Annotated in this window: 16 protein-coding genes; 3 read left to right on the top strand and 13 right to left on the bottom strand. The window is 71.3% G+C overall.

Annotated features, from left to right (window positions below):
- Nucleotides 1-103: 103 nt before the first annotated feature.
- Nucleotides 104-367 carry a vegetative protein gene (locus I3V78_RS12730; protein WP_204487511.1) on the top strand — a complete coding sequence of 88 codons (264 nt, stop codon included), beginning with the start codon at nucleotides 104-106 and terminating at the stop codon, nucleotides 365-367.
- Here I3V78_RS12730 and I3V78_RS12725 read toward each other — a convergent pair.
- On the bottom strand, nucleotides 364-1,149 hold the full coding sequence (locus tag I3V78_RS12725; RefSeq protein ID WP_204487508.1) for an RNA methyltransferase: 786 nt from the start codon (nucleotides 1,147-1,149) through the stop codon (nucleotides 364-366). The two genes, I3V78_RS12730 and I3V78_RS12725, sit on opposite strands and share 4 nt — an antisense overlap.
- 72 nt (nucleotides 1,150-1,221) lie before the next feature.
- On the opposite strand from I3V78_RS12725, the gene I3V78_RS12720 reads away from it, so the two are divergent.
- Nucleotides 1,222-1,788: a hypothetical protein gene (locus I3V78_RS12720; RefSeq protein ID WP_239576400.1), complete on the top strand. Its 567-nt coding sequence runs from the start codon at nucleotides 1,222-1,224 to the stop codon at nucleotides 1,786-1,788.
- 50 nt (nucleotides 1,789-1,838) lie between these two features.
- Nucleotides 1,839-2,798: a phosphoribosylaminoimidazolesuccinocarboxamide synthase gene (locus I3V78_RS12715; RefSeq protein ID WP_204487504.1), complete on the top strand. Its 960-nt coding sequence runs from the start codon at nucleotides 1,839-1,841 to the stop codon at nucleotides 2,796-2,798.
- A gap of 40 nt (nucleotides 2,799-2,838) precedes the next feature.
- On the opposite strand, the gene purB is transcribed toward I3V78_RS12715, so the two are convergent.
- From purB to I3V78_RS12655, 12 genes are all read right to left on the bottom strand, one after another.
- Nucleotides 2,839-4,152: an adenylosuccinate lyase gene (gene purB, locus I3V78_RS12710; protein ID WP_204487502.1), complete on the bottom strand. Its 1,314-nt coding sequence runs from the start codon at nucleotides 4,150-4,152 to the stop codon at nucleotides 2,839-2,841.
- A complete protein-coding gene (locus tag I3V78_RS12705; RefSeq protein WP_204487500.1) occupies nucleotides 4,149-5,093 on the bottom strand; it encodes an ABC transporter substrate-binding protein in 945 nt (314 codons plus the stop codon). Before I3V78_RS12705 ends, purB begins: the two co-directional genes overlap by 4 nt.
- On the bottom strand, nucleotides 5,090-7,282 hold the full coding sequence (locus tag I3V78_RS12700; RefSeq protein ID WP_204487498.1) for a bifunctional serine/threonine-protein kinase/formylglycine-generating enzyme family protein: 2,193 nt from the start codon (nucleotides 7,280-7,282) through the stop codon (nucleotides 5,090-5,092). The genes I3V78_RS12705 and I3V78_RS12700 overlap by 4 nt, the downstream gene beginning before the upstream one ends.
- A gap of 118 nt (nucleotides 7,283-7,400) precedes the next feature.
- Entirely contained in the window at nucleotides 7,401-7,856 is a 456-nt protein-coding gene (dut, locus tag I3V78_RS12695) for a dUTP diphosphatase (protein WP_204487492.1), read from the bottom strand.
- A gap of 48 nt (nucleotides 7,857-7,904) precedes the next feature.
- Nucleotides 7,905-8,939 carry a M23 family metallopeptidase gene (locus tag I3V78_RS12690; RefSeq protein ID WP_204487491.1) on the bottom strand — a complete coding sequence of 345 codons (1,035 nt, stop codon included), beginning with the start codon at nucleotides 8,937-8,939 and terminating at the stop codon, nucleotides 7,905-7,907.
- A 9-nt stretch (nucleotides 8,940-8,948) separates the two neighbouring features.
- The gene (locus I3V78_RS12685; protein ID WP_204487490.1) at nucleotides 8,949-9,680 is read right to left on the bottom strand and encodes a hypothetical protein; all 732 of its coding nucleotides are present in this window, start codon (nucleotides 9,678-9,680) and stop codon (nucleotides 8,949-8,951) included.
- Between the two features lie 112 nt (nucleotides 9,681-9,792).
- Entirely contained in the window at nucleotides 9,793-11,979 is a 2,187-nt protein-coding gene (gene pnp, locus I3V78_RS12680; protein WP_204487488.1) for a polyribonucleotide nucleotidyltransferase, read from the bottom strand.
- Nucleotides 11,980-12,351: 372 nt separating this feature from the next.
- On the bottom strand, nucleotides 12,352-12,624 hold the full coding sequence (gene rpsO, locus I3V78_RS12675) for a 30S ribosomal protein S15 (RefSeq protein WP_204487486.1): 273 nt from the start codon (nucleotides 12,622-12,624) through the stop codon (nucleotides 12,352-12,354).
- A gap of 123 nt (nucleotides 12,625-12,747) precedes the next feature.
- Nucleotides 12,748-13,047, bottom strand: a complete 300-nt coding sequence (locus I3V78_RS12670; protein WP_338023549.1) for a hypothetical protein — start codon at nucleotides 13,045-13,047, stop codon at nucleotides 12,748-12,750.
- A 34-nt stretch (nucleotides 13,048-13,081) separates the two neighbouring features.
- Complete coding sequence (gene truB / locus I3V78_RS12665) at nucleotides 13,082-13,948, bottom strand: tRNA pseudouridine(55) synthase TruB (protein WP_204487480.1); 867 nt, start codon at nucleotides 13,946-13,948, stop codon at nucleotides 13,082-13,084.
- A 5-nt stretch (nucleotides 13,949-13,953) separates the two neighbouring features.
- A complete protein-coding gene (rbfA, locus tag I3V78_RS12660; protein WP_204487478.1) occupies nucleotides 13,954-14,313 on the bottom strand; it encodes a 30S ribosome-binding factor RbfA in 360 nt (119 codons plus the stop codon).
- Nucleotides 14,310-14,906, bottom strand: coding sequence for a DUF503 domain-containing protein (locus I3V78_RS12655; RefSeq protein WP_204487477.1), 597 nt, complete (start codon nucleotides 14,904-14,906; stop codon nucleotides 14,310-14,312). The genes rbfA and I3V78_RS12655 overlap by 4 nt, the downstream gene beginning before the upstream one ends.
- Nucleotides 14,907-14,953: the final 47 nt, after the last annotated feature.

The following is a 14,953-nucleotide window of genomic DNA, read 5'->3' as shown; positions in this document are numbered from 1 at the left end:
GCAGGGCCTGGCTCCCCGCCTGCCTCCTTGCGTTCCGTTAGAGCCAGCGCTACACGACGCTCCTTGCGCATCACCTCCGCAGCGATGCAACAGGAGCAATTCCATGGCTGAAGCACAGAAGACGACCCTGAAGAGCTGGCCGCGCACGGCCAAGGGCAACGGCAAGAAGGCCTGCAGCGTCGAGGGCTGCAAGCGCCCCTACCGCGCCAAGAGCTACTGCTTCTTCCACTTCAAGAAGTGGCGCCAGGGCGACCTGCCCCACTCGCGCTACCGCACCTGCTCCAAGCCGGAGTGCCGCACCAAGACGGACAAGGGCGGCCTGTGCACCAAGCACTACGACGAGACCTACAAGAAGGCCGCGGCCTAGACTCCCCGTCCGGGGTGTCCAGGGGGCGCTTCCTCTCGGGGAGCGCCCCCTTCGCGTTTCATCACCCGCGACACGTGCTTGAAGGCGGTGAGCCACAGCTCCGCCTCGCGCTGCGTCAACTCCGCGCGCAAGAGGCTGCGCTCCAGCTCGCGCAGCACGTGCTCGGGCGCCTGGGGGTTGAGGAACTGCGCCTCCAGGAAGACCTGGCGCATGCGCTCGCCCAGCGCCCCCACCGTGCCCATGCGCGCGCCCGGCTCCTCCCGCAGCCGCGGCGCCGGGCCGCTGGGCGCCTGACCCGCCCGCGCGCACAGGTAGAGCAGCACCGCCGCCGCCTGGGCCAGGTTCATGGAGGGCTGCACCTGCCCCGTGGGGATGACGAGCAGATCCGAACAGAACGCCAGCTCCTCGTTGGACAGCCCCCGCTGCTCGCCGCCCAACACCAGCGCCACCCGCCCCCGCTGGCTCTGCTCGGCCAGCCGCGCCACCGCCTCCTCCGGCGTGAGCGACGGCGCGCGGCCCTCGATCTGGGTGCGAGAAGTGGTGCCCACCGCGTACACGCAGTCCTGGAGCGCCTCGGGCAGGCTCTGGACCACGGTCACCCCCGCGAGCACCGCCTGACCCTTGACCGCCATGCGCTCGGCGCCCTGGAAGACATGGGCCGTGGGCTCGGAGAGCACGAGCCGGGAAAAATCAAAATTGGCCATCAACCGGGCCACGGCGCCCAGGTTGTCGGGAGATCTCGTCTGATGAAGGACAACGGTGAGGTTCGCCGCCGCGAGCATGGGCCTGAGTTTAGCTTCCCGAGCCCGGGGTGCATCGGTATATTCCCCCGGATGCGGCGCTGGATCCCTGGCTTGATCCTTTCTCTCGTGGTCCTGACGGGTTGTGGCGTCGGGGGCGTGCCCGTGCGCGCGGCTCCTGGTGCGCGCCAGGCCCTCACCAATCCCCCCGAACTGCTGGAGTTCGAGAACCCCGCCACGCGCCTGGACCTCTACCGCGAGGTGGCACGCATCTCCGAGTCGGAGGCGGGCCAGGCGGCGCAGGCGCCCATGCTCTTTCCCATCAGCGTGGGCGGCGAGCTGGTGGCGGCCCCGGGCTTCGAGGCCCGAACGGACCTGCTCCAGGCGCCGGACGCGGGCGCGCCGCTGCAGCTGAGCTTCGATGGGCGCGCGGGCGAGCGCTGGCAGGAGGATCGCCGCGAGAGCCTGCAGGGGCTGTCCGAGCGCGAGGTGGCGGAGCTCGTGGCGCGCACGCTGCTGGCGCACTGGCACATCCAGCCCCAGGGCATGGTGCAGGTGGATCGCGCCTCCAGCGCGCCGTACGCGGCGGCCTACGTGGACGGCAACCTGCGCATCAACCCCGCGTTCCTCTACATGGCGGCGGCCTACGGTCCCGCTTCCCTGCCGGGCGCGGTCCAGTAGAGTCCGGAGCGCCTTTGCCGCCCCATGCCGGGGCCGAGGCGCCCTCCGCCGTGACCACCTCCGCACTCCACGCCCAGCTGTCCCAGACGCTCGGGCGTCCGCAGCTCCCGTCCTCCCTCGGCCAGCACTACCAGGGCAAGGTGCGCGACACCTACCGCCAGGGGGACAGGCTCGTCCTCGTCACCTCGGACCGGCTGTCCGCGTTCGACCACGTGCTGACCACCATCCCCTTCAAGGGCGAGGTGCTCAACCGGCTGACGAACTTCTGGTTCGAGCGCACGCGCCACATCGTGCCCAACCACGTGCTGGACGTGCCGGATCCGAACGTGACGGTGGCGCGCGCCTGCCAGCCCTTCGCGCTGGAGGTGGTCGTGCGCGGCTACCTCACCGGCAGCCTGTGGCGCGACTACCAGAAGGGCACGCACACGGCCTACGGCCTGCCCCTGCCCGACGGGATGCGCAAGGACGAGGCCTTCCCCGCCCCGCTCTTCACCCCGTCCACCAAGGCGCCCAAGGGCCAGCACGACGAGCCCATCTCCGAGAAGGAGCTGCTCGCCCGCGGCCTCGCCAGCGCACGCGACTGGGCGCGCATCACCGAGGCGGCCCGGGCCCTGTTCCTCGAGGGCCAGAAGTGGGCACGCACCCGGGGCCTCCTCCTCGTGGATACCAAGTACGAGTTCGGCAAGGTGGGCGACGAGCTGTTCGTGATCGACGAGATCCACACGCCCGACTCCAGCCGCTACTGGATGGCGGACGAGTACGAGGCGCGCTTGTCCCGGGGCGAGGATCAGCGGATGCTCGACAAGGAGAACCTGCGCCAGTGGCTCATCCGCGAGCGCGGCTTCCAGGGCCACGGCCCCCTGCCGGAGATCCCCGAGGAGGTGCGCGTGTCCACCGCGCGCACGTACCTGGCGGCCTACGAGCAGATCACCGGCACGCCCCTGGTGCTCACGCCCGGCGACGTGCAGGCGCGCCTGGAGAAGAACCTCCAGGCCCGCGGCTACCTCTAGTGCCAGCAGCGGGCCCCGGACCGGACCGGGGCCCCACCCCTCAGGCGCGCCGGCCGAACACCCGCTGGAAGATGTCCTCCACGTGCTTGAGGTGGTAGTCGGCCGAGAAGCAGGCCTCGATCTCCGCGGGCGTCATCACCGCGAGCAAGTCCCCGTCCTGGGCGAGCGCCTCGCGGAACGTGCCACCGTGCTCGAACATGCGCATGGCGTTGCGCTGGACGATGACGTACGCGGCCTGCCGGTCCATGCCCTTGCGCGCGAGCTCCAGCAAGATCCGCTGCGAGTTGACCACCCCGCCGAGCAGCTCCAGGTTCTTCTTCATCTGCTCGGGGTAGACGCGCAGGTTCTCCATCAGCCCGGAGAAGCGGTGCAGCATGAAGTCCGCCACGATGGTGGCGTCCGGCCCGATGACGCGCTCCACGGACGAGTGCGAGATGTCGCGCTCGTGCCACAGCGCCACGTCCTCCAGGGCGCTCACCGCGTAGCCGCGCAACAGCCGCGCCAGGCCGGAGAGGTTCTCCGTGAGGATGGGGTTGCGCTTGTGGGGCATGGCGGAGGAGCCCTTCTGGCCCGCGGTGAAGGGCTCCTCCACCTCGCGCACCTCGGTGCGCTGCAGGTGGCGGATCTCCACGGCGAACTTCTCCAGGCTCGCGCCCAGGAGCGCCAGGGCGGAGAAGTACTCGGCGTGCCGGTCGCGCTGGATGATCTGACTGGAGGCCGGCGCGGGGGACAGGCCGAGCTTCCGGCAGGTGAACTCCTCCACCGAGGGCGGCAGGTGCGCGAACGTGCCCACCGCGCCGGAGATCATCCCCACGGAGATGGTGTCCCGGGCGTGCTCGAGCCGCACCCGGGCGCGGCGCAGCTCGTCGTACCAGATGGCCAGCTTGTGGCCGAAGGTGATGGGCTCGGCGTGGATGCCGTGGCTGCGGCCCATCATCACCGTGCGCTGGTGCTCGAAGGCGCGCTTCTCCACCGCGGCCATCGCCCGGGTGACGCCCTGGAGGATGAGCTCCGCCGCCTCGCGCAGCGCCATGCCCAGGGACGTGTCCAGCACGTCCGAGGACGTCATGCCCAGGTGCAGCCAGCGCGCGCTCGGGCCGATGCGCTCCTCCATGAAGGTGAGGAACGCGATGACGTCGTGCTTGGTGGTGCGCTCGATCTCCTCGATGCGCGCGGCGTCCGCCTCGGAGAAGTCCCCGGCGCGCGCAAGGCAGTCGGCGAGCGCCTCGCGCGGCGCGATGCCCGCCTCCACCATGCCCTCCAGGGCGGCCAGCTCCACGTCGCGCCAGCGGCGCAGGCGGGCCACGTCGGTCCAGAGAGACGACATCTCCTTGCGGCTGTAGCGCGGAATCACTCGAAGACCCTCACGGGGAAGTCCCGCTTGGCGGCGAAGCGCAGCAGCTCCAGCACCGCGTCCTTGGAGCCTCCGAGCTTGCTCGCGGCGGAGAGGTTGACGGCCATGTCCAGACCCTCGGGCTGCGACACGGCGAGCGCGCCCGGGTCGATCCGTTCATGGATGATGCGGTTGGCCAGCCGTCCCGCCTGCTGACCGATGGTGACGGGACTCGGCGCGAGGGCCAGGGTGGCGCCCTCCTTCACCTGGCTGGGGGTGAGGCCCACGAGCGGCAGCCGCTGGGCGGCGCAGAAGGTGATGAGGCCCTGCACCACGGCGGCGTTGCCCACCGTCTTGTCGGCCACCATCAGCATCGCGTCCACCTTGTCCTTGGCGTTGGCGAGCACCTTGTCGAGCTTGCCCTGGCCATCCGTCTCCAGGGACACGATGGACATGCCCAGGGCGGAGGCCGCCGACTGCGCCGACTCCACCAGCCCCGCGGAGAAGCGCGGATCGTGGAGGATGCCCACGCGCTTGATGGAGCCGGACAGGGCCTTGAGCGAGGAGAGCTCGGGCCGGAAGTCGCTGGTGAGCGCGATGCCCGTGAGGTTGGGCCCCTCCAGGCCGTACTTCTCGTAGTAGGGCACCATGGCGAACAGGACGGGCACGTCCTTCTCCAGGGCGCGGCGGGCGGAGTTGGCCGCCAGGGGGCCGATGGCGAGCACCAGCGCGGGCTTCTGGGCCGCGATGCGCTGCAGGGCGCGCGAGGCCGCCTGCGCGCTGTCCTCCAGCACCACCTCCGACACCTCGGCGCGCACCTCGGCGCTGAAGCCCGCCACCACCGAGGCGTACGACGCGAGCCCGGAGGACTTGACCACCACCACCTTCGGGCGCGCCGCCTGCGCGGACGCCTCCCACGGCAGCACCACCAGCCACACCAGCAGCAGGCCCCAACGCGTCATCGCTTCACCCCCATGCAGCAGCGGAACCCCACCTCACCCGACGTCACTTCCGGCTCTCCACTCGCCCGGGAGGCACACCGCGCGGAGATCTCCTGCCGGCTGAAGGAGCCTCCCTTCTGGACCCGGCCCCGGGCATCCCCGAACTCGGACTCGGTCCACTCCGCCACGTTGCCCGACAGGTCCATGACGCCGTAGCCCGAGCGGCACGTGGTGAAGGCACCCGAGCGCGCCCGGTCCCCGGCATTGCCCTCGGTGTTGCACCGGCGCGCCTCGAAGGCGGTGCCGTAGGGGAAGCGCAGGTTGCCCGGGCCCTTGCAGGCCTTCTCCCACTCCTCCTCGGAGCACAGGCGCCGGCCCATCTTCGCGCACTCGTTGCGCGCGTCCTGCCAGGACACGCCCACCCGGGGCGCGACGCCCGCCTGGTTGGGGAACTCGAACTCGTCGATGCAGAAGGCGCCCACCTGCCGGGAGATCAACGCCGACTCGTTGCGCGGGCCCTCGTCCGCGGACTCCTTGCCCATCTTGAACGCGCCGCCGCTCACGTACCGCATGCCCTGGGGGCACGAGCCGAGCGCTCCCGCGACGCCCCCCTCGCCCGCGCCCGGCGGGGTGAGGGCGGTGGCCGCGGGCGCGCCCGCCGACGACTCGACGGCGGGGGGCGTGCCTCCGCGCAGCTTCAACAGGCTGTAGCCCGCCACGGCGCCCACGGCGAGCCCTCCGATGGCCAGCGCCACCATCCAGGCCTTGGAGGCCGGGGCCGGCGCGGCCGCCTTGGCCTTGCCCGCGGCGGCCTTGGCTGCGGGACGCGGCTCGGCGCGCGGCGCGGCCGGAGCGGGACGGCCCTTGGGCGCGCCCGCCTGCCGGGGCGGCGTGGCCATGATGGCCGCGAGGGCCTCCGAGTCGAGCTTCTGGGTGGCGTCGGGCGGAGGCGGGGCCTCGCGGGCCGTGGAGATGCCCCGCTGGGCGAGGCTCTCGGCGGTCAACACCTCGGTGGGCGCCGCCGCGTGGGGCATCTCCAGCGTGGGCGCGACCGCCACGGGCGTCTCGACGGTGCTCCGGGGCGCCTCCTGCGTGGGCGCCGCGCCGGGCTGCACCGTGGGCACCTGGATGGTGGGCGTGCCCAGCGTGGGCAGCTCCGTGGTGGGCACCGGCGGCGGCAGCGCGTTGGAGCTCGGCGGGGCCGCGGTGGCCAGCTCCGCGGTGAGGCTGAAGGGCACGGCCTTGCCGCGGCCCTTGAGGGACAACGGGGCCGGTTTGGCCGCCGGACGGGGCCGCGAGGACAGCGCCGCGGAGAACTCGGACAGGAACTCGCTCGCGGACTTGGGGCGCGCGAGCGGGTTGGTGTTGGTGGCGCGCCGGTAGAGCGCCTCCACGCCCTGGGGCAGGTCCGCCTCGTAGGCCAGCAGCTCGGACACCTCCCCTTCCTCGGGCATCTGGCCGGTGAGCAGCTCGCCCAGGATGACGCCCAGGGCGTAGATGTCCATGCGCGTGTCGAGCTCTCCCCCCTCGGAGTACTCGGGCGCCAGGTAGCAGCCCACCTTCCAGGACTTCTGCGCCTGGATGAAGGGCAGTCGCGGAATGCCGAGCGCCAGGCCGTAATCCGTCACCTTGAGCAGATCCGGCAGCAGCAGGATGTTCTCCGGCTTGAGGTTGGAGTGCGGCCCGTACTTGTGGGCGTGCTCCAGCGCCTCGGCGAGCTGCGCGAGCAGCGGCTCGGCTTCCTTGACGGTGAAGCGCTGGCCCTGGGAGGCGCGCTGTTCGAGCATCCGCCGCAGCGTCATGCCCTCGAGCAGCTGGGTGGTGAAGAAGGGCCGGTTGCGGTCCTCGCCCTCCTCGTAGACGCGCACGTGGTGCGGGTGGGTGAGCTTCTTGCCCGCGCGCAGCGCCAGGGAGAACTGGGTGCGCTCCTCCTGCATCTGCACGAGCCGGGGGTTGATGACTTTGAGGGCCACCTCGACGTCCATCTCCTGGTCGAGCGCGCGGAAGACGTGCCCCACGGGGCCCGGGCCGATGACCTCGCGGATGGCGTAGCGCTTGGCGAAGACGTCGCCGGCCTTGTAGGGCGCCTCCACCCCGCCCGCGCGGCGGCGCGGGGTGCTCCCCGTCGCTCCGCCCGAGAGCTTCAGGCCACAGGTGGCGCAGGAGGCGCTGTTGTCCGGGACGAGGCTTCCGCAGCGTTGGCAAAGCAAGGGGGTCGGGCTCCGGGCGGGTGGCGGGAAGGAGGAGGGGGGCTTCCACTTTTCCCGGGAGATCTCTTACCGCGCGCCGCCGACACGGGGCAAGGAACGCGCGGGCCTCGGCGTCCCGTCAGCGGCCCGTCGAGCCGAAGCCGCCCTCGCCCCGCTCGGTGGACTCCAGGATTTGCAGCTCCACGAGGGACGCGCGGCTCACGGGCGCCACCACGAGCTGGGCGATGCGGTCCCCCCGCCGCAGGGTGAAGGGCTCCGAGGAGAGGTTGACCAGGAGCACCTGCACCTCGCCCCGGAAGTCCGCGTCCACGGTGCCCGGGGCGTTGAGCAGGGTGAGGCCATGGCGCAGCGCCAGGCCAGAGCGGGGCCGCACCTGGGCCTCGTACCCGGGGGGCAGCCCGAGGGCCAGGCCCGTGGGCACGAGGAGCCGCTCGAGCGGCGCGAGCGTGCGCTCGTCCTCGATGTCCGCGCGCAGGTCCATGCCCGCGGCGAGCGCCGTCTCATAGCGGGGCAGTGGCAACGGCTCGGCATGGGCCCGCACCCGCCGGACCCCCACGGACACGGGAGGCGTCATCCGCCGGAGCTGTACCACGCACGCGCGCCGGGGCGAGTTCCCCGCCACTCATTCGCTGAACGCGTTGTCCACCACGGCGAGGCCCCGGGGGCGGAAGCGTAAGGGGTCCACCGGGCGGGAGAACAGGGTGAGCTGGTAGTGCAGGTGCGGCCCCGTGGAGCGCCCCGTGCTGCCCGACAGCGCGATGACCTGTCCGCGCTTCACCCGGTCCCCCGGGCGCACCCGGAGCGCCGAGTTGTGGCAGTAGGCCGTCGTCACCCCGCGCTCGTGCCGCAGCAGCACCACCCGCCCGTTCACGGCGTCCTCGCTCGCGCGGCTCACGGTGCCATCGGCCACCGCGCGCACCTCGGTGCCCGTGCGCACGGCCAGGTCGACGCCGGTGTGCAGCTTCTTCACCCCCAACACGGGGTTGGTGCGCATGCCGAAGGGGCTGGAGATGCGGCTGTGCTCCGGCACCGGCCACGCGAGCGAGAAGGCCGTCGCCAACGCCAGGGCCTGCACGGCCGCGCCGCTGGCCGCCTCGTACCCCGGCGGCCACTGCTGGGCGAGCCGCTTGAGGCTCGGGGCGTGGCCCTCGGCCGCCAGCCGCTCCAGCGCGTAGTGCGTGGGCAGCCGGCCGACGAACAGCGCGGCCAGGCGGCTCTCCTCGTCGGGGAAGTCCACCGCCAGCGCCGCGTGCAGCCGCCCGAGCGCGACCGGACCCTGACGCGAATCACTCAACAGCTCGGGGGACAGGCCCCGCTCCCGCGCGAGCGCCAGCACGGGGGCGCGTGCCTCGACGGAGAGCGCCTGGAACGCCAGGTAGGAGCCGTGGGCGAGCGCCTCGGGCGCCGCGAGCGGCACGGGGGGAGGCGCGGTGGGCAGGGGCACGAGCGCGTCGAGCGCGTCCCCCGTCGCCGAAGCCGGAGGGGGTACGTCCAGGGCGTAGTAGTCGAGCAGGGCGCGGGCCGTGCTCCGATGCCCGAGCGCCCAGGCCGTGCCGCGCCGGACGAGGGCACCCGCGGGCGTATGGTGCCAGGCGGTCCAGACGCACAGGAGCACGAGCGAGAAGTCGAGCAGGCCTCGGGCGGGTCGCGCGAACATGACGGCTCCTCAGCGCACGAAGGACAAGAGGGGCGAGGCATCCAGCGCGGCGGCGATCGCCAGGGGCAGCACCAGCACCGAGCCCGCGAGGCCATGGCCCACGGCCTTCACGAAGCCCCTGCCCTGCGCCTGGGATTCCGCATCCGCGGCCTGGAGGTTGAGCAGGACGGCGCGCGCGCCCAGTCGCCCCAGCAGTCCGGCCAGGGCCCCGAGCGCGATGCCCTGGGAGAGGGCCGCCGCCACGCGCTCGCCGAACAACGCGGTCCAGGACAGGAACACCGTGCCCTGGACGAGTCGTGCCACCGCACAGGCGCCCGCCACGACCACGAACGCCGTCGCCAGCGGGCGGATCCACCGCAGCGTGGTGGGCGCGCGCAGGCACCTCAGTCCCAGGGCGCGCCAGGCGCCGGGGGGCGCGCTGTCCTCTTCCTGGTAGCCCAGCGCGGGCAGCGCGAGCACGAGGTCCGCCGCCAACTCCCAGACGAGCGCCAGCAGTCGCGCGAGCGTGGCGCGCCGCTCCAGGGAGAGCAGGTCCACGAGGGGCTCGGTGAGCGGGGAGCGGCCGACGAAGGCATCGAACCGGGCATCCGCCGCGTCCACCAGGAGCAGCAGCCGGTCATCGAGCGTGTCCGTGGCGGCATGCACGCCCACGGCGATGAGCGCCAGCAGGCCCAGCGGCATGAAGGCCCAGCGGAAGTGGCCGAGGAAGTGGGAGAACGCGGCGAGGGAGGCCTGGGGCACGGGCCCATCAACGCACGAAGGACAGGTCGCGGTCTGCCCCCTCCCCGGAAACGACAACGCCCTCCCCCGCCGGAGCGGAAGGGAGGGCGCGGTCACGGCCGAGGCCGGGAACTCAGGCCTTGGCGCCCGGCTGGGTGGCCTCGGGCGAGGCGGCGGGGGTGGCCTCGGGGGCGGCGGCGGCGGGCGCCGAGCCCTGCTGAGCGGCGGCGCGCTCGGCCATGGCCTCCTTGCGCGACAGGCGGATCTTGCCCGTCTTGTCGATGCTGACCACCTTCACCAGCACCTCATCGCCCTCCTTGAGCACGTCCGACACGTTCTTCACGCGCTTGTCGCTCAGCTCGGAGATGTGGATGAGGCCGTCGGTGCCCGGGAACAGCTCCACGAAGGCGCCGAACTCGGCGATCTTGCGCACGGTGCCCGTGTAGATCTTCCCGATCTCCGCCTCGCGCGTGAGCGCCTGGATCATCGCGATGGCGGACTTCACCGAGTCCACGTTGGAGCTGGCGATGTCCACGCGGCCCGAGTCGTCGATGTTGATGACGGTTCCCGTGCGGGCGATGATGTCCTTGATGACCTTGCCGCCCGGCCCGATGACGTTCTTGATGAACTCGGGGCGGATCTGCAGGGTGGTGATGCGCGGGGCGAAGGAGCTGATCTCCTTGCGCGGCTCGGCCATCGTCTTGAGCATCTCGCCCAGGATGTGCAGACGGCCCTGACGCGCCTGCTCCAGCGCGCGGCTCATGATCTCCGTGGTGAGGCCGGTGATCTTGATGTCCATCTGGATGGAGGTGATGCCCTTGGCGGTGCCGCACACCTTGAAGTCCATGTCGCCCAGGTGATCCTCGTCACCGAGGATGTCCGAGAGGATGGCGACCTGCTCGCCCTCCTTCACCAGACCCATGGCGATGCCGGCCACGGGGGCCTTGATGGGCACGCCCGCGTCCATGAGGGACAGGGTGCCACCGCACACCGAGGCCATGGAGGACGAGCCGTTGGACTCGAGGATCTCCGACACGAGGCGGATGGTGTACGGGAAGCGGTCCGCCGGCGGCATCATGTTGCGCAGGGCGCGCTCGGCCAGGGCGCCGTGACCCACCTCGCGACGGCCGGGGCCGCGCAGGGGCTTGGTCTCGTTCACGCTGAACGGGGGGAAGTTGTAGTGCAGCATGAACTTCTTGAAGGACTGGCCGTTGAGCAGCTCCAGGCGCTGCTCGTCCTCGGTGGTGCCCAGCGTGGTGACGACCAGCGCCTGGGTCTCGCCGCGGGTGAACACCGCGCTGCCGTGGGTGCGCGGGAGCACGCCCACCTGGTTGGTGATGGAGCGGACCTCGGCGTGACCACGGGCGCCGATGCGGCCGCCGTTCACGGTGAGCGTGCGCATGTGCTCGTACTTGAGGTCTTCCACCACCTGCTTGGCGTGCTTCTCCACCTGGGAGGTGTAGGTCTCGCCCATCTGCTCCTTGAGCTTGGCCACCGTCTCCTTCTTGGCCTTGGAGAGCGCGTCGTAGCGGGCGTGCTTCTCCTTGATGGTGTAGCCGTGGACGATGCCGTCCCAGGCCAGGGCGCGCACCTTGGCCTTGAGGTCCTCGGCGACGGCCGGGGCGCGATCGAAGGAGCGCTCGGTCTTGTTGAGGGTGCGGCGCAGCTCGTCCTGCAAGTCCAGCGCGCCCTGGGCGGACTGCTTGCCGAACTCGAGCGCGGCCACCATGTCGGCCTCGCTGACCTCCTCGGCGCCACCCTCCACCATCACGATGGCCTCGCGGCTGACGGCCAGGACGATGTCCATGTCCGACTGCTCGCGCTGCTTGGCGGTGGGGTTGGCGACGAGCTTGCCGTCCACGCGGCCCACGCGGATGCCGGCCAGGGGGCCGTTGAAGGGGATGTCCGACACCCAGAGCGCCGCGGAGGCGCCGGTGATGCCGTGCACGTCCCCCTCGTGCTCGGGATCCGCGGAGATGACGCTCGAGATGACCTGGGTCTCGTAGGCGTAGCCCTCGGGGAACAGCGGGCGCAGGGAGCGGTCCACGATGCGGCTGGCCAGCGTCTCCTTCTCCGTGAGGCGGCCCTCGCGCTTGAAGTAGCTGCCGGGGATGCGGCCCGCCGCGTACAGCTTCTCCTGGTACTCCACCGTGAGGGGGAGGAAGTCCACGTCCTTCTTCTCGCGGGCGCTCACCGCGGTGACCAGCAGCATGGTGTCGCCGTAGCGAACGACCACGGAGCCGTCGGCCTGCTTGGCCAGGTGGCCGGTCTCGATGGTCAGCTCGGTCTCGCCAATCTTGACGCTCTTCTTCAGGTGCATATCCGTCTTGCCTTGTGACTGTGGGGCCTCCAAGCGCGCGCCCCGCCCTCACCAGAGGACTTGGGTCCACGCGCCTCGTAGCGAGGCCTGTGGGTGGATGCGGTCGCCAGGCCTGGAACAGGCACGGACAAGCAACCGCGACTGAACTGCGGGGGGGCGCCTCGGAAGCGCCGGGAGGGATGCGTCGGAGTCTTGATCCCTGCTCGCGCGGGCCCACCCCTGCTGTCGGGTCGGCCCGTCCGAACGGAAACCAAAACCTCCGTCCTCATCTCCACCGGTCCTCTCTGGATTACCCCACTCCTCGTGAAAGGGACTGCCTATGAACGACTCGGGGCGCCAGCGCATGCCGGCGCCCCGTTTTTTCCCGACGGCTTACTTGCGGATGCCGAGACCGTCGATGAGCTTCTTGTAGCGGTTGGTGTCCTTGCTCTTCAGGTAGTCGAGCAGGCGGCGGCGCTGACCCACCAGCTTGAGCAGACCACGGCGGGAGTGGTGGTCCTTCTTGTGCGTCTTGAAGTGCTCGGTGAGCATGGTGATGCGCTCGGACAGCAGCGCCACCTGCACCTCGGGCGAGCCCGTGTCGCTCTCGTGGGTGCGGTACTTCGCGACGACTTCCGCCTTACGGTCCTGATGCAGTGCCGACATGTGCTTCCTGTTTTCTTCCCGCTCCGGGGTGGGGTGCTGCGCTGCCCGCGGTCCGCGGAGGGGTACAGACCGGGTATTCTGCTGTAACGGGACGACGGCTTATCAGCACCGGGTGGGGGGCGGTCAACCGGAAGCGCCCGCCTGGCGCCCCGGGGCCGGACGGGACAGGACGAAGAGCAACAGGCGTCCTCCCGAGGACAGGCCCGTGCCCCCCGCGGCCAGTTCCTCCAGGGCGTGGGCCGTCAGGGCCAGGTGCACGTAGAAGCCCCCCGTCGGGCGCCGATCTCCGGCGAGGTGCTGGCCCAGCCGGGGGTAGAGCGACAGCAGGACCTCCACGACGTCCCCCACCCCGGAGGTGGAGGGAACGCCCAGGGTGATCTCCCGTCGGCCCTCGAAGAGGGGGCGCAGGGGCGGAGGAACCACGACGGTGACGTCGAGTGCCCGGGCCAAGAGGAGGTCAGACGAGGACGCGGAGGTAGCGCAGGCGACCGCGCACCACCTCGGCCACCGCGAGCAGGGCATCGGCGGGGCCCAGGACCCGGACGCGGCCGGGCAGGGAGGGCGCCTCCACGGGCACGCCATGGGACACGCGCTGCGCGTCCGCCTCGTTCACCCGGACGGCGGGCAGGTCCACCAGGGCCGCGGAGATGGGCACCAGCCGCCGGGCCAGGGTGCCGTCCTGGATGAGGCCCGGCACGTCGGCCAGGGGCAGGGCCTGGGCCAGGGAGAACGGGCCGCTCATGGTGCGGCGCAGCCCTTCCAGGTGGGCCCCACAGCCGAGCGCCCGGCCGATGTCGTAGGCGAGCGTGCGGACGAAGAACCCCTTGGAACACCGCACGGACAGCCGGAGCTGGTTGGCGTTGAAGTCGCGCAGGACCAGGTCGTACACGGTCACCTGGCGGCTGGCGCGCTCGATCTCCTCGCCCGCCCGGGCGAGCTCGTAGAGCCGTTTGCCGCCCACCTTCACCGCCGAGTACATGGGCGGCACCTGATCGAACGTGCCGCGGAAGCGGCCGAGCACGTCCTCGAGCAGCGCGGTGGTGAGGGGCGGCACGGGGGCCTCGGCCGTGACCTGGCCCTCGGCGTCCTGGGTATCGGTCTCCGCGCCCAGACGGACCACGGCGTCGTAGGCCTTGTCCCCCTCGGTGATGAAGCCGGCCACCTTGGTCGCCTCTCCCAGACACAGGGGCAGCACCCCGGTGGCCATGGGATCCAGCGTGCCGGTGTGACCCACCTTCTTGATCCGGAGCAGACTCCGGACCTGCCGCACCACGTCGAACGACGTGGGCCCCTTGGGTTTGTCGATGACCAGCACGCCGTCCATGCCGACTACCAGCCTTCCTTGTCCTTCACCTCGCGCAGCAACCGCTCGATCCGGTCACCCCGCTCCAGCGACTCGTCGAAGGTGAAGAATACCTCGGGGGACACGCGCATGTTCACCGCCTCGGTGATCTCCTTGCGGATGAACCCCTTGGCGGCCTCGAGCCCCTTCTGGGTGTCCTTGCGAGCCTGCTCGGTGCCCATCATGGAATAGTAGATGCGCGCCGTCTTGAGGTCCGGCGAGACCTCCACGCCGGTGATGGTGATGTAGCCAATGCGGGGATCCTTCAACTCCCCTCGGGTGAGCATCCGCCCGAGGGCCGCCTGGATCTCCTGGCCCACGCGAGCGGGCCGGTTGCTGGTACTCATTTCTTCTCCCAATCTCGGGGATTGCGCAGGGCGCGGGCACGCGCCCGGGCCTCATCCAGAGGTGACACCTCACGGCCTTCCGGACTGACACCGGACCGTTCACCTTCCCGCCGCGCGTGCCGACGCTCCCACTCCTCCAGGCCCTCGGCCTCGGCCATGGACCTGTCACTCCGCCCCATTCCGGCGATGAGATCCTCCAGGTCCGCTTCCGGACCCGCCTCGTCGCCCGTCCCCTCCCCCTCGTCCCCCGCCTCCGGCTCGCGCCGGGAAGCACGTGGAGCGGCCGTGGGCGTGTAGAGCGAGTTGCCCAGGGCCATGATCTCCGTCTGCCGGGACAGGAGGGGGGCCACGTACATCTCCTCCACCGCGTGGATGATCTTCTCCATCTGCTCGTCGACGTGGCGGCGGTCGTTGCCCACCACCGCGAGTCCCAGGGTGGCCTTCTGCCAGAGATCCTGGTCATCCACCTCGGCGACGGCCACGTTGAAACGGGCCTTCACCCGCTCCGAGACCCGGCGGAGCACCTGGCGCTTGGCCTTGAGGGAGCCGCTCTCCGGAATCTGGAGGGTCAGACGTGCGACACAAACGAACATGACACATGCCCCTGGCCCCGGCGGCCGCGCTCACAAAGCGGGCCACC

The organism is Archangium primigenium, assembly GCF_016904885.1.
In the GTDB taxonomy this organism is placed as follows: Bacteria; Myxococcota; Myxococcia; order Myxococcales; family Myxococcaceae; genus Cystobacter; species Cystobacter primigenius.
The sequence above is the reverse complement of the archived record's forward strand: the minus strand, read 5'-3'. Positions and strand labels throughout refer to the sequence as shown.

Coding starts and splice junctions, on each gene's coding strand:
- I3V78_RS12730 (WP_204487511.1), top strand. CDS start 104: ATGGCTGAAGCACAGAAGACGACCCTGAAGAGCTGGCCGCGCACGGCC.
- I3V78_RS12725 (WP_204487508.1), bottom strand. CDS start 1,149: ATGCTCGCGGCGGCGAACCTCACCGTTGTCCTTCATCAGACGAGATCT.
- I3V78_RS12705 (WP_204487500.1), bottom strand. CDS start 5,093: ATGACGCGTTGGGGCCTGCTGCTGGTGTGGCTGGTGGTGCTGCCGTGG.
- dut (WP_204487492.1), bottom strand. CDS start 7,856: ATGACGCCTCCCGTGTCCGTGGGGGTCCGGCGGGTGCGGGCCCATGCC.
- I3V78_RS12690 (WP_204487491.1), bottom strand. CDS start 8,939: ATGTTCGCGCGACCCGCCCGAGGCCTGCTCGACTTCTCGCTCGTGCTC.
- pnp (WP_204487488.1), bottom strand. CDS start 11,979: ATGCACCTGAAGAAGAGCGTCAAGATTGGCGAGACCGAGCTGACCATC.
- rpsO (WP_204487486.1), bottom strand. CDS start 12,624: ATGTCGGCACTGCATCAGGACCGTAAGGCGGAAGTCGTCGCGAAGTAC.
- truB (WP_204487480.1), bottom strand. CDS start 13,948: ATGGACGGCGTGCTGGTCATCGACAAACCCAAGGGGCCCACGTCGTTC.
- rbfA (WP_204487478.1), bottom strand. CDS start 14,313: ATGAGTACCAGCAACCGGCCCGCTCGCGTGGGCCAGGAGATCCAGGCG.
- I3V78_RS12655 (WP_204487477.1), bottom strand. CDS start 14,906: ATGTTCGTTTGTGTCGCACGTCTGACCCTCCAGATTCCGGAGAGCGGC.